Below are 13,430 nucleotides of genomic sequence, written 5' to 3' on the forward strand. Positions count from 1 at the left end.
CCCGTCGATCGGCGCACCCGCGACGCCGACGCCAACGCCGACGCCGACGCCGACGCCCGCCAGAGTATCCGGGCCCGGTTCCGCATCGGCGGGCGGCCGCGGGGGTACACGGACCGTTCGGGGGTGGAGCCCGTCCGCCCTCCGGTCCTCATGCCCTTCCGGTCCTCACGGTCCTTCCGGTCCTCACGGTCCTTCCGGGCTTCCCGGGCCGCCCGACGACGTACGGAGCCCGCGTGCCGGCAGCACCCGTCGATCCGAGCATTCCCGACGCCTTCCTCACCCCCGTCGGCCAGGTCTTCCGCCGCAGCCACCTCGGGCCGCCACCCCGACTCGACGCCGACGCCTGGACACTGACCGTCGAGGGCCTGGTGGACCGGCCGCTGCGGCTGGACCTCCCGGCCCTGGGCGCACTGCCGCGCACGGACCTCACCGCCTTCCACGAGTGCTTCGGCCACCCCTCCCACCCCGACGTGCCGACCCGGGCCGTCGCCAACCTCGCCTGGTCCGGGGTGCCGCTGTCCGCCGTACTGGACCTGGCGGGTGTGCGCCCGCAGGCCCGTCACCTCTGGCTGGAGGGGGCCGACCGGGGCGCGTTCGCGGGCGAACAGGGCCTGGCCTACCTCAAGGACCTCCCGCTGGACGTGGCCCGCGCCGAGGTGCTGCTCGCCGACACCGTGAACGGCGCGCCGCTGCCGATAGAGCACGGCTTCCCGCTGCGCGCGGTGGTCCCCCGCTTCTTCGGCACCAACTCGGTCAAGTGGCTGACCCGCGTCGTGCTGGCCGACCACCGGCCCGAGCACCTCTTCACCACCCGGCTGTACACCCGGGTCCCGCCGGGCGGCGGCGCCGCTCGGCCGGTGCGGGAGGTCGAGGTCAACAGCAGGCTGGTCGGGGCACGCGACGGGGACGCCGTCCCGGCCGGGCCGTTCCAGGTGACCGGCCGGGCCTGGGGCTTCGACCCGGTCGTCGCGGTGGAGGTCGCCGTCGACGACGACGGCTGGCGCCCGGCCCGGCTGGAGTCGCGCGGCCCGCAGCCCGTCTGGCAGCGGTTCACCCTGCCCTGCGCGCTCGCCCCGGGCCGGCACCTGATCCGCTGCCGGGCCACCGACGCCCGGGGCCGCGTCCAACCGCCCGGCGGCGCGCGGAACGCCGTGCACGGGATCGAGCTGGTGGCCCGCTGAGTCCTCTCAGGGTCCCCGGGCCCGGAGGTGCCACTGGCCCGCCGGTTGCCACAACTGCCGCCCTCGTGCGTAGGGTCGGGGAGAAGCCCGATGGTCCCGGTCGAGCACCTGCCCGGCCGGAGGGGCAGAGCCGAGGAGCGGTGACAGTGGCGATGCGGGACTATCCGCTGGTGGACGGGCCGGTCGAGATCCGGGGTGCGCTGGACCTGGAGGCGACACCTGTGGGAGTGATGCCGCGCCGACTGCCGGCGTGGACCAAGGAGCAGTACCAGGATCCAACGGTCTTCGGGGGCACGGTGATGCCTTCGGGGGTGCGGTTGGTGTTCCGCACCGACGCACGGGTGCTCGAGTTCGTGGTGCTCACCTCCACGGGGCAGCTCGACGGCGCCCCGGAGCCCCGGCCGACCGGGATGCTCGAACTGAGGGTGGACGGTGCCCTGGTCGCGCGGCAGCGGGCGCCGTTGGGCCATGTCGTGCGAATGGCGGGCCCCGGCACCGCACAACGGCTGGTACCGGGCGAGCCGGCAACGGCACGTTTCGACGCCCTGCCGGCCGGGATGAAGGACGTCGAGCTGTGGCTGCCGCAGCAGACTCCCACCGAACTGGTGGCGCTCCGCGCCGACGGCGAGGTCCTGGCACCGCTGCCCGACGGCCGACCCCGGTGGGTGCACCACGGAAGCTCCATCAGCCACTGCCTCGAAGCCGACGGCCCCACCGGCACCTGGCCGGTGGTGGCGGCGTCGCTCGGCGGCGCGGAGGTGACCAACCTCAGCCAGCCGGGAAACGACATGCTGGACCCCTACGTCGCCCGGACGATCCGCGACCTGCCCGCCGACCTGATCAGCCTGGAGACGGGCATCAACATCGTGGCCCGGGCCACCTTCCGGCTGCGCACCTTCGGCCCGGCGGTGCACGGATTCCTGGACACGATCCGCGACGGGCACCCGGACACTCCGCTGCTGGTGGTCTCACCGGTGAGCTGCCCGGCCCTCGACGGGTGCCCCGGCCCGACCTCGGTGGGCCGGGACGGGAGGATCACAGCGCTCGGGGACCCGGCCGAGGTGGCCCTCGGGGCACTCTCGCTCCAGGTGGTCCGTGACGAGCTGGCCAGGATCGTGGCGGCCCGCCGGGCCCGCGACCCCCACCTGCACTACCTCGACGGACGCGAACTGCTCGGCCCCGCCGAGGTGGACGACCTTCCCGACGGGCTGCACCCGTCGGCGGCCGCGTACCGCCGGATGGGAGAGCGGTTCGCGCGCCACGCCTTCGCCGACGGGGGTCCGTTCCGCGGCTGACCGCAGACACGGGCGGCCGACCGGTCAGTGCTCCGACCGCATGGGCTCGCCGGGTTGCGCAGCCGCCGGCTGCGTTTTGTCCTCACCGCCGGCGCGGAACCAGCATGCGTCCGGTCACAGCACCAACGGCTCACGGCCGAGTGGAGTCAGGGACGGCATGCAGGGAGAGGACCGCGACGTCGCCGCCGAAGCCCACCACGAGCGAGCCTTCCGGGGTCACGGTCAGCGCATGGACCGGCGCGGGAAACACCAGCTCCCGGCCGATCTGCCGCCCGGCGGCCGGCTCCCACAGGCACACCGTTCCGTCCGAACCACCGGTGACGACCCGGAGTTCTCCACCGATCACCGCGGTCACCACTGCGGACACGGTGCCTTCGTGGCCGACCAGCCTGCCGACTTCCCGTCCCATGACCAGGTCCCACACGCGCACGGTGGCGTCGTAACCTGCCGTGATCGCGTGGGCTCTGCCGCCGACGACCGCTGTCGCGACCGCCCATGCCTCGCCGTCGTGGCCCGGCAGGGGCTCCCCGACCGGTTGTCCGGTGGTCAGGTCCCACCACCAGACCTTGCCACCGCTCGTACAGCCCACCGCATGGGGCCTGTCATCGATCACCAGCGTGTCGACGGCCATCAGGAAGTCGTCGTGTCCGGTGAGCTCGCCGACCTGTTCCCCACCGGCCAGATCCCAGACCCGCACGGACACGTCGTCGTCGCTGGCGAGCGCACACGGTCGCCCCCGGACGACAGCCGTGGCCAGACACCACACCTCACCGTTGATCCCCGGCAGCTCGCCCGTCTGCCGACGGGTGGCCAGGTCCCACGCGAGTACCGCCCAGTCGCTGGCCGTGACGACGCACGGCCGACCGTCCACGACCTCCGTCGCCACCGCCCACACTCTGCCGTCGAGGTCGCTCATGGGCCCGCCGACCGGTCGGCCGGTCTCAAGGTCCCGCACCCTGACCGTCTGGTCCTTGCTGCCGGTGATCACGACGTGGCGGCCGTCCAGGACGGTTGTCACCACCGCGTCAACACCGCCGGTGTGACCGGACGGGTTCGTCCGGAAGCCCGGGTCACTCCGCGCGCCGGTGGACCACAGCACCTGCCATGGCTCGGTGTCGACACCCTCCACTGACACGGCGGCAATCCGTGCCGACAACTCCCGGTCCCCGTACCGAGCCGCGTCCAGGGCCAGCAGCTGCCGCCGCGCCCACGGTGGCGCGTCCCGGTGTACGTCCACCGACGCCCGATAAACCGCAGCCATCAGTCGCGCATCAGCATCCGCCTCGGAAGCCGGCAACCCCAGAACCCGCTCCGGATCAGCGTTCACCAGCCATGGCAGGTCCGTCCACCACCCTTCCGCCCCCGACGGATCCGATGCCGAAGCGGTCATATGAACGTCGTCCCTCATGGCCGAGACTCTAGTGATGCGGCCGGACAGGTCCGCCAGGTCGGATCAAGCTGCGCTCCTGAGAGGCCGTCCGCCCCGGCGGATGCCTTTCTCGCTTCGGATGTCGAGGATCACGTGGATCGGGGCGCCGGCTCGCAGCGAACGCGAACTGCAGTGGCGGACGATCTGCTGCAGTTTCTGCCCTTCCTGGTGGGTCGGTCTGCGCACACGGACAGGCTCGGCCACCGCACGTCCAGCGGTCGGATCGGACGTCACCGCACGTCCCACCGCCATCACGTCCAACGCGGCGAACCTGTGCGGTCAGAGCCCTAGCGTCCTTCGAGCAACCGCAGGACGTCGTCCAGGGCCCGGCGGGTGATCTGCGTGTTGTGGTGGTCGGGTCCCAGTCGCTCGGTCTCTACAGCGAGGACCGCTTCCAGCTCCACGCGGGCCTGCGTCAGGTCGCCCTGATCGCGAAGAACCAGGGCGCGGCTGTACCGGGTGACGAGAGTGTTGGGGTGTATGGCGCCCAGCCGCTCCCGCTCGACGGCGAGGACCGTCTCGAACTCCGCCCGGGCCTGCGCCAACTCCCCCTGGTCACGCAGGACCAGGGCGCGACTGTACCGGGTGGCCAGCAGGTGGGGATGGTGGTCCGGGAACTGCTGTCGCCAGGCGGCTATGACGGCTTCGTACTCTGCACGGGCCATGGCCAGTTCACCCTGTACATGCAGGGTCCGCGCGAGTTCGTGACGGGTGACGAGACAGCTGGGGTGGGTCTCACCGACCCGCTGTCGCGCGACGGCGAGCGCCGCCTCCAACTCAGCTCGGGCCAAATCCAGTTCGCCCTGTGCGCGCAGCAGGCAGGCAAGCTCGTGCCGAGTGGCGAGGGTACTCGGGTCGCTGTCCCCCAGCTCGCGCCGCCGAACGGCCAGCACTGCCTCGAACTCGGTCCGGGCCGAGTCGACTTCCCCCTGGTCACGGAGAACTGAGGCCAGCTCGTGACGGGTATTGAGCGTCGCGACATGCGTGTCACCGCGAAGGGCCCGCCGGGCTTCGAGAACCACCTCGAACTCCGCCCGGGCGAGGGACAGTTCTCCCAACTCGCGCAGAGCCACGGCGAGGTTGTGCCGAGTGATGAAGGTGTAGGGGTGAGCGGGTTCGACATATTCGCACTCGGCGGCGCGCAAGGCTTCGAACACCGACCGAGCCTGGGCGTGGAGACCGTCGATCAGCAGCTGACGGCCAGCCACATTTACGGCCAGAGTGAGCTCCACCAAGGCCGACTCGTCGAGGCCTGCGAGGTCGGCCTGCTCGAAGGCGTCCATGATGAGCGGGACGAGCGACCGAAGGGCGGCCGTGACCTCGGAGTCCATCACATCCTCGAACTCGTCGGCATGCGCCGTCGCGGTCAAAATTCCGGTGGCGACAGGCACCGTCCCGGGCGTGCGCGAGGCGTCCCGCACCAGGGGATGCATCCGCAGCACCGCGGGGACACCAGGCACCGGTTCCAACAACTCGACCAGGCCCAGCCCCGCGAGGGCCGTGAGGTGCTGCCAGATCGCCGGGCCGTCCAGGGCAGCCAGCGGTCCGGCCTCGGTGAGGCGGTCGGGGGTGAGGAGGTGGGTGTACGGGAGGTCGGCGTCGGCGAAGGCGGCGAGGAGTTCGAGCAGGGCCCGGGCATGGCCGTGGCCGCGCTGTTCGAGCAGGGCGACGGACATCGCCCAGGTCCGGGCGAGGGCTTGACCCTGGTCCAGCCGGTCCAGGCCGTCCTCCCAGGCCCGCAGGTAGCCGGTGTAGGTGGTCGGGGTGGCGGGGGCCCGGAACGGCGGCGGGGTGCGGTTCGCCTGGTCGAGGTAGGTGCCGGCCAGCCGCAGGGCGAGCGGGAGGCCGCCCAGGCGGGCCGCGAGCGCGTGCGCCTCGGCGGGGGTGCCGGCGCTCGCGGGGGCGTGGTCGCGCAGGATCCGGGCGGCGGCGTCGAGCCGGCCGCCGGTCAGCGGCCGCAGCAGGTGGAGCCGGGCGACCTGGCCCCAGGTGGCCCGGGTGCTGTCGCGCGTGGTGACCAGCACGGCGCCGGGGCCGGTGGCGGGCCGGATCCACCCGGTACCGGCGCTGAGCGAGCCGGGGCCGTCCAGCAGGGCGGGGTCGTCGGCGTTGTCGACGACCAGCAGCCACGGCGTGTCCAGGCGGGCCAGCCTGGACCAGAGGAGGTCGGCGGTGTCGCCGCGCTCCAACTCCTCCTGTGTCGCACCGGCCTGGCGGGCGACGGCGCGCAGGGCGGCCTCCAGGGCGGGCCCGTTGCGCGCCTCGACCCACCACACCCGGCCGCCGGCGGCGCTCCGGCGGGCGGCGATCTCCAGGGCGATGGCGGTCTTGCCGCAGCCGCCCATCCCGCACAGGGCCAGCAGCCGGCCCTCCGCGCCCGGTTCGGCGGCGAGTTCGGCCTCCAGGCGTTCCAGGGTCTCCTCGCGGCCGCGCAGTGGGCGGCCGGGGTCGCGCAGCCCCAGGGGCGGGGCGACGGTCACCGCCACGGCGGCCGGTGCGGCCGGGTCGGACATCCTCAGGGTGATGTCGGCGCGGCCCGCCTGGACGACGTGGCCGTGCACGGTGCCGCCAGTCAGCCGGTTGTCCGCCCGGCCGACCGCGCCGCCCGTCTGTTCCTGCTCGCCGGCCACTCACAACTCCCAACCCCGACACGCATGTTCGTCGGCCTACATCCTGGCGCACCGGCGACTCGTCGACCGGAGAACGGCGAGATCCCCGCCGGACCCCCCGGCGAAACCCGTGCCGGAGCGTCAGCCGAGCAGCTGTGCGCCGAGGACGGTGCCGGGCGGGGCACCCGGCAGGACGTAGGCGACGGCGGAGGCGGTGTGGGTGAGGAAGGGGTTGAGGGCGTCGCGTTCGGCCAGACGGCTCTGGACGCGGGTGAACTGGGCCGTGTCGCGCACGAAGGCGGCGAAGAGCAGCCCCCGGTCGTCCGGAGCGTCGTCGTAGCCGTAGCCGCGCCGGAGCATCCGGGCGCCGCCGTCGAGGCGGGGGCCGGTGAGCCGGACGTGGGCGGTGGCCGGGATGACGTAGGCGCCGTCCGGGTGCTTGGCGTAGAGGTCGGGCTCGTCGTGCTCGGCGGTGCCGGTCAGCGGAGCACCGTCGGCGGCGCGGCGGCCCATCGCGGCCTCCTGCCGTTCCGCGGGGAGGGCGGCGAAGGCGGCGGTGTCCATCCGGATCCGCCGGTAGACCAGCACGGTGGCGTTCTCGTGCGGGCCGGGCGGGCCCCAGACCCACTGGCGGGCGGCGTCCTCGTCCGGATTGGCGGTGCCGTCCTTGAAGCCGAACAGGTTGCGCGGGGTGGCGCCCGGACGGGTCGGGGGCAGGAAGCCGGACTGCGACCAGCGGGGCACGGCACCGGCGGACCGGGCGGCCGCATCGGCGAGTTCGGTGAGGACGGCGAGCGTCCAGGGGTCCGCGGCGGAGAGCTGGAGCAGCAGGTCGCCGCCGCCGCGCGCGGGGTCGAGGCGGTCGCCGGGGAACGCGGGCGGCTCGGCCAGTCCGCCGGGGACGGCGAGGGCCAGCCTGGCGGCGAGGGCCGGTCCGAGGCCGACCAGTGAGGCGGTGCGGGGCGGGCCGTCGTCACCGCGCAGTCGGGGGTCCGGGGGCGTCCCGGCCGCCGTGGCGGAGAGCAGACCGGTCCAGTCGGTGAGCAGGGTGCGCAGGGAAGCCCGTTCGGCGGCCGGGGAGTTCGGCGGGAGGTCGAAGGCGAGCAGTCTGGTCGAAGGGAGTTGAGGGCTGGTCAGGCCGGACTGGCGCGCCCCGTGGAAGGGGATCGCGGCCTCGGCCGGCGGCGCGGCGTCAGGGGTCCGGCCCGAGCCGGTAGAACCGCCGAACAGGGAGCCGCCGTGGGCGAGTTCACCGACCGCCGCGCCGAGGCCGGCGGCCAGCACCGCCCCGGCCGTCAGCAGGGCCCGGCGCCGTCCGGGAGCGCTCGCAAGCGGACCGGGGGGCGAACCGGCGGGCGGATCCGACGGCGGCGCGTTCTCCGGTTCGGTGGGCATGCGCCCTATTGGAGACGATAGAACACGTCCTATGCAAATCACGTTTCGTGTTCGTCAGTTGACTCTCGGGGTGGTGGTGGCGGCGCTGGCCGCCGGGACGACCACCGGGTGCTCCTCCAGCGGTTCGGACTCCGGCGACGCCGCGCACCCGGCCGGGACCGTGGTCCGGGTGCCGGAGGACTTCCCCACCGTCCAGCGGGCCGTGGACGTCGCGCGCGACGGCGACACGGTGCTGATCGGCCCCGGCACCTACCGCGAGAGCGTGCGCGTCGCCAGGAGCAACCTGGTGCTGCGCGGGACCGACCGCTCCACCGTGGTCCTCGACGGCGGGCTCAAGCTGGCCAACGGCATCACCGTCACCGGCCCGGGCTCGGTGGTGGAGAACCTCACCGTGCACCACTACCTGGCCAACGGCGTGCTGTTCACCGGCGTCACCGACGAGAAGCTGCAACAGCGCGGCGCGGGCGGCTCGGCCTACGACCCGCTGGACACCGCCCGCTTCCCGCCCGTCCAGGGCTTCCGGGCGACCGCGGTGACGGCGTACAACAACGGCCTGTACGGCATCTACGCGTTCGACGCGCGCGGCGGCGTGATCGAGGACTCCTACGCCTCCGGGCACGCCGACTCCGGCATCTACGTCGGCCAGTGCAAGCCCTGCGACACCTTGGTGCGCGGCAACACGGTGGAGCGCAACGCGGTCGGGGTCGAGCTGACCAACGCCTCCGACGGCCTGTCGATCCTGGGCAACCGGGTGGCCGGGAACCGGGTGGGCGTCACGGTGAACTCCAACGACCTGGAGGCGCTGGCGCCGCAGCACGGCGCGGTGATCGCGGGCAACGTGGTCGTCGACAACAACGCCGCCGACACCCCGCAGCAGGCGGACGGGGGCTTCGGCATCGGGATCGGGATCGGCGGCGGGACGGCGAACCGGGTGGAGCGCAACCTCGTCCGGGGCAACCGCGCGGCCGGGGTGGTCGTCACCGATCCGGCGGGCCACCCGGCGAGCGGCAACCGGGTCGAGGGCAACCAGGTGGACGGCAACGGCGCGGACCTCGTGCTCGCCTCGACCGATCCCGGCAACTGCTTCACCGGCAACCGGCCCGGTACCCAGAGTCCGGACGGACTGGAGGCGGCGGCACCCTGCGGCGGCCAGGGGCGCGGGCCGCTGGCCGCCGGGCGTCCGGCGCCGGTGCAGGCACCGCCGGGGGTGCCGTTCAGCCAGGTGGCGGCCCCGCCCGCGTTGCCGTCCCGGGTCGACCCGGCGGCGCCGGCCCGTCCGGCGACCGGGCTGCCGGGGCCGGTGGACCCGGCGGCGTACCCGCTGCCGACGGACGCCGGCTCGCTCCCGCCGCGCCCGGCGGGGTGAGGCAGGAGCCCGACGGGGTGGCGCGGTCGGCACCCGCGGGGGTGGCGACGGTCAGCCGGTGAGCCAGGGGGCTTCGGGCAGCTTGGCCCCGCCGTCCTGCCCGGAGAACTCCACCGCGGTCGGCGTGCCCAGGCCGGGCATCCGCATGGTGACCCGCCGCAGGCCGCCGTCGCCGTCCACCCAGTAGGTCAGCGGCGAGCGCTCGCCGTCGGGGGCGGCGCCCTGGGCGCGCGGGCCGGCGAACCGGTCGTAGTCCCGGCCGTCCAGCCGCTCCCCGCCGAGCCGGCGGGCCCCGGACTGCGCGAGCAGCAGCGGGTTGTCGGGCCGGTCGGCGCCGAGCTGGACGACCAGTTGGAGCCCGGCGTCCAGCGGGTCGGCGGTGTAGGAGCGGGGGGACCAGCCCTGCCGGGGGACGCGTTCGGCCTGCTCCCAGGCCGGGCCGTCGACCCCGGCGGGTTCGGGGGCGAGCCCGAGGCCGCCCGCGTCCCACACCACCAGGCCGTGGTCGAGCGGGCCGCTCGCGCCGGTGACCCGGTAGCGGCCGACGCCCCGGCGGACGCGGTAGTCCACCACGCCCTCGACCCGCACGGTGACGTCGCCGCCCTCGGCGGCGGTCAGGGTGAGCGCGACCGGGCTGGCCTGGAACAGGTTGAGCCGTGACAGGGCCAGCCGGGAGGCCTCGTCGACGGTGACCGGACGTTCGCCGGTGCCGGCGGTGGCGGTCCGGTAGGCGACCGTTCCGCCGACGGCGGCGGCGACCGCCACCAGGGCGGCGAGGATCCTGAGGCGGACGGTGCGGCGGCGCGGGCCCGGTCCGGGGCTGCCGTCCGGCGCGGTCCGGGGCGTCCGCCGCCCGGGGTCGTCCTTCCCCGGCCGAGCCTTCGCGGAGGTCTTCGCCCTCCCGGGCTCCCCCGTCGTCGACGCCTGCTTCGCGGCCTCCGGGTTCCGGGCCGGGGTCGTCCGGGCCATACGGGTTCCTTCTCTCGTCGGTCGGCCGGCCGGTCTGCCGGTGCGCCGGTGCGCGGGCGCGGGCCGGTGCGTAGCTGCGTGCGTGCGTGAGCGGGCGGGCCCGCGGACCCGGAGGTCCTGGACCCGCCCGCTCGGCGACGGCCCGTCAGGGCCGCCACCCGGGCTGTGCCACTACTGCTGGTACCGCTCTCCTACTGGTGCCGCGCCCGACGTCGGCGGGACAGCAGCAGGAGCGCCGCGCCGAGCAGCGTCAGCGTTCCCGCGCCGGCCAGCATCACCGGGATGCCCTCGCTCGCACCGGTGCTGGGCAGGTGCGATCCGGGGGCCGGAGCCGGCGGGGCGGGCGGCGGCACGGCCGGGCCCGGCTGCACCGGCGGCCAGGTCTGGGGCGGCGTCACCACGGTGGGCGCCGGGGTCGGCGTGTCCGTCGGGGTGGGCGTCGCCGTCGGGCTCGGCGTGGACGTCGGGGTCGGGGTCGGGGTGACCGTCGGCGTCGGGGTGGGCGTGGGCGTGGGCGTCGGGATCAGCTTGTTGACGGCCGTCACCGAGACCCCGGTGGCGAGGTTGTCGGTGGTCAGCTTCAGCGGGCCGAACACCGTCACCTCCGGCGCCGAGTAGCCGTCCGGCGGGCTGGTCTCCTGCCAGTAGTACGTCCCGAACGTGCCGGTGCCCTGGCAGATGCCGTCGGCCCCGGTCGTGCACGGGTCGCCCACCGCCGTGTCGGGCTTGTCGCCGGTGCTCTGCAGCCCGTCGGTACCGTTGGTGTCCTTCCACAGCCGGAACTTCGCGCCCGCCAGCGGCTTGCCGTCCTGGTCGTTCTTGACCAGGCGCAGCACGCCCTCCTGCTGCCGGAACCCGAAGTCGTAGGTGTGGTCGTTCTCCCCCGGTCCGCCGGTGGTGAGGGCCCGTTCGACGTACTGCCCGCCCGCCGGGACGACGCCCTTGGAGTCGACGAAGTGGTTGTCGCCGACGTCCGCGGTGGTGGGCACCCACTGGTACAGGGGGCCGTCCTTGGCGTAGTCGGCCGGGTTGTCGAGCTTGACGGTGTACTTGGTGCGCGGCTTGAGGCCGCCGGTGACGTTGGAGTCGTCGAAGTAGTACTCGCCGCGCGCGGTGGTCTTCGTGGTGCCGACGAGCTTCCCCGACCCGTCGTACAGGTTGACCGTGGCCCCCGGCACCGGGCGCTGGCCCGGCAGTTGGAGGCCGGAGCGCTCGGGGTCGTACCAGACCCGGTTGCCGATCTGGAGCGGGGCCTGGTCGCAGAGCACTTCGAGGTCGCCCATCGAGGCGCCCTTGCCGAACGGCGCAGCCGTCCCCGCCGGGTTGAGCCGCAGGCCGAACTTCGGGTCCTGCTGGCCGTTCCGCTGGAGGAAGGAGGTGCCGTAGCCGTAGGCGGTGTGGTTGGGGTCGAACGCGGAGGTCGCGATGGTGTTCTCGACCTTGGAGAAGGCCATGCCGGCGAAGGCCGTGTTGCGGTGGCCGCCCCAGCTGGTGTCGAAGAACCGGGTGCCCCGGGGGGACAGCCCGCAGCCGTTGTTGGTGTCCATCACGTAGCTGCCGTTGACCGGGCAGGCCTTGTTGAGGTCACCGCCCGACATGACGACGGCGACGGAGCCCGGCGTCGGTCCGGCCGGGGCGCGGTCGCCGAAGCGGTCCCGGAAGGACAGCAGCATCGAGCCGTCGGTCTCGAAGGCGATCTCGCCCAACTCCGGCTCGGGGTTGGCGATGGTGCTGGCACCGCAGGGGTTGCCGTTCTGCGAGGTCGGATAGGTGTTGGTCCACGGGAACCAGCCCGCCCCGTCGCAGGGCCCGCCGCCGACGGTGCTCTGGCGCGGGTAGTCCAGCGGCTGCGTGAGCACCGCCCCCGCGAAGGCGCCGGTGCCGAGGTCGAACGGCAGCACGACCGCGCGCAGGTCGGAGACCTTGCCGGTGGACTCGCCCGAGCAGACGCCGCCGAGGTAGCCGGTGCCGTCCTGCAGGCCGAGGCCGAACGGCCGCCAGTCCACGGCCGCCGGACAGCCGGGGTCGGGGATCGGGTAACTGGCCTTCGGCGCGGCGGCCGTGGGCCCGGTGGCGTCGTAGCGGTAGAGCTTGCGGTCGTTGAGGTTGACGACGAAGAGGTCCTTGCCGTCGTCGGTGATCTTGATGCCGCCGAGGCTCTCCTTGCCCGGCACCGCCAGGAACCCGTCGTCGGTGCCGCCGCCGTGGGCGGTCGCGCCGGCGTTCGGGACGGTGGTGAAGAGCTTCGTGGTCTTCGTGGCCAGGTCGGTCACGTAGATCGCGCCCGCGCCGCCGGGGCCGTAGTCCGTGGTGCGCTTGGCGACGGCGGAGGAGAACAGCCGGCGGTCCGCCCGGTTCCAGGCGATGCCGAACAGGGTGCCGGTGTCGGCGTTGGTGGCGAGGTCGGTGGCGTCGACGTCCACGCCCTCCTGGCCGCGCGCGCTGTACGGGAAGGACAGCAGCGTGCGCTGCGCCCCGCCCTCGCGCGTGGTGGGCTGGCAGGCCGAGACCAGCGGGGCGTTCTTCTGGCAGTAGTCGCCGGGGCTCCACAGCCCGGTGGTGTAGGAGACGTTCTTGCCGCCGGAGAGGTCGACGAACTCCTCGTTGCTGCTCAGCTGGTTGGGCGCGCCGGTCAGGCCCTGCCGGGAGGCAAAGGCCGGGTAGAGCTTGCCGGGCTTCGGATTCACCACCTGGACGCGGTACTTGCCGCCGGTCGGCTTGGCCGCGGCCGGCGCCAGGGTCACCGTGCCGTCCGCCGCCGTGGTGCCCTCGATGCTCGCGCCGGCGTCGTCGGTGAGGGTCACCCTGACTCCGGCCAGCCCGGGTTCCAGCGCGGGCGTCCACACCCCGGTGGTGTCGACGGCCCGCACCACGCGGACCGTCACGGTGCCGTCCCCCGCCTGCGGGAAGGCCTGCGGCGCGGCCACCAGCGAGACCGCGCCGATGCCGACGGCCAGCGCCGCCGCTCCGCCGAGGGTCCGGCGGCCGGGCACCCCCGGCCGTCGTCGTTCCGGGCCGCGAACGGCGCCCGGCTCCTGTGCACGTGTCGTTGTCATCCCTGCTCTCATGGTGGAGTTGGGCCTGCCGCCCCGACCTCGAATGAGAGTCGCGTATGGCGGAAAGCCGCCGTTGGTAAGGGGAGCTTAAAGGGGGCTTATGGAAGTTCGCAGGAGAACCAGGAACTTT

8 protein-coding genes are annotated in these 13,430 nt (G+C 74.0%); 3 read left to right on the forward strand and 5 right to left on the reverse strand.

What is annotated here, in order from left to right:
- Positions 1–233: 233 nt before the first annotated feature.
- Both ACW14Y_RS02735 and ACW14Y_RS02740 read left to right on the forward strand, forming a co-directional pair.
- Complete coding sequence (locus ACW14Y_RS02735; RefSeq protein ID WP_456985730.1) at positions 234–1,181, forward strand: molybdopterin-dependent oxidoreductase; 948 nt, start codon at positions 234–236, stop codon at positions 1,179–1,181.
- 152 nt (positions 1,182–1,333) lie between these two features.
- Positions 1,334–2,476 carry a GDSL-type esterase/lipase family protein gene (locus ACW14Y_RS02740; protein WP_380439673.1) on the forward strand — a complete coding sequence of 381 codons (1,143 nt, stop codon included), beginning with the start codon at positions 1,334–1,336 and terminating at the stop codon, positions 2,474–2,476.
- A gap of 130 nt (positions 2,477–2,606) precedes the next feature.
- Here the strand turns inward: ACW14Y_RS02740 and ACW14Y_RS02745 are convergent, their stop codons facing one another.
- The 3 genes from ACW14Y_RS02745 to ACW14Y_RS02755 form a co-directional block, all read right to left on the reverse strand.
- On the reverse strand, positions 2,607–3,884 hold the full coding sequence (locus ACW14Y_RS02745) for a WD40 repeat domain-containing protein (protein ID WP_456985731.1): 1,278 nt from the start codon (positions 3,882–3,884) through the stop codon (positions 2,607–2,609).
- A gap of 308 nt (positions 3,885–4,192) precedes the next feature.
- Positions 4,193–6,535, reverse strand: a complete 2,343-nt coding sequence (locus tag ACW14Y_RS02750; protein WP_456985732.1) for a tetratricopeptide repeat protein — start codon at positions 6,533–6,535, stop codon at positions 4,193–4,195.
- Positions 6,536–6,655: 120 nt separating this feature from the next.
- Positions 6,656–7,909 carry a Dyp-type peroxidase gene (locus tag ACW14Y_RS02755; protein WP_456985733.1) on the reverse strand — a complete coding sequence of 418 codons (1,254 nt, stop codon included), beginning with the start codon at positions 7,907–7,909 and terminating at the stop codon, positions 6,656–6,658.
- Between the two features lie 58 nt (positions 7,910–7,967).
- On the opposite strand from ACW14Y_RS02755, the gene ACW14Y_RS02760 reads away from it, so the two are divergent.
- Entirely contained in the window at positions 7,968–9,275 is a 1,308-nt protein-coding gene (locus ACW14Y_RS02760) for a right-handed parallel beta-helix repeat-containing protein (RefSeq protein ID WP_456985734.1), read from the forward strand.
- A 51-nt stretch (positions 9,276–9,326) separates the two neighbouring features.
- Here the strand turns inward: ACW14Y_RS02760 and ACW14Y_RS02765 are convergent, their stop codons facing one another.
- Positions 9,327–10,244, reverse strand: a complete 918-nt coding sequence (locus tag ACW14Y_RS02765) for a hypothetical protein (RefSeq protein ID WP_380439640.1) — start codon at positions 10,242–10,244, stop codon at positions 9,327–9,329.
- Between the two features lie 191 nt (positions 10,245–10,435).
- Entirely contained in the window at positions 10,436–13,300 is a 2,865-nt protein-coding gene (locus ACW14Y_RS02770; RefSeq protein WP_456985735.1) for an SdrD B-like domain-containing protein, read from the reverse strand.
- Positions 13,301–13,430: the final 130 nt, after the last annotated feature.

This window comes from Kitasatospora sp. cg17-2, from assembly GCF_054031055.1.

Bases quoted from the DNA above. Each gene is read 5' to 3' on its own strand.
- ACW14Y_RS02745 (WP_456985731.1), bottom strand. From the start codon at position 3,884: ATGAGGGACGACGTTCATATGACCGCTTCGGCATCGGATCCGTCGGGG.
- ACW14Y_RS02765 (WP_380439640.1), bottom strand. From the start codon at position 10,244: ATGGCCCGGACGACCCCGGCCCGGAACCCGGAGGCCGCGAAGCAGGCG.
- ACW14Y_RS02770 (WP_456985735.1), bottom strand. From the start codon at position 13,300: ATGACAACGACACGTGCACAGGAGCCGGGCGCCGTTCGCGGCCCGGAA.
- ACW14Y_RS02740 (WP_380439673.1), top strand. From the start codon at position 1,334: ATGCGGGACTATCCGCTGGTGGACGGGCCGGTCGAGATCCGGGGTGCG.
- ACW14Y_RS02755 (WP_456985733.1), bottom strand. From the start codon at position 7,909: ATGCCCACCGAACCGGAGAACGCGCCGCCGTCGGATCCGCCCGCCGGT.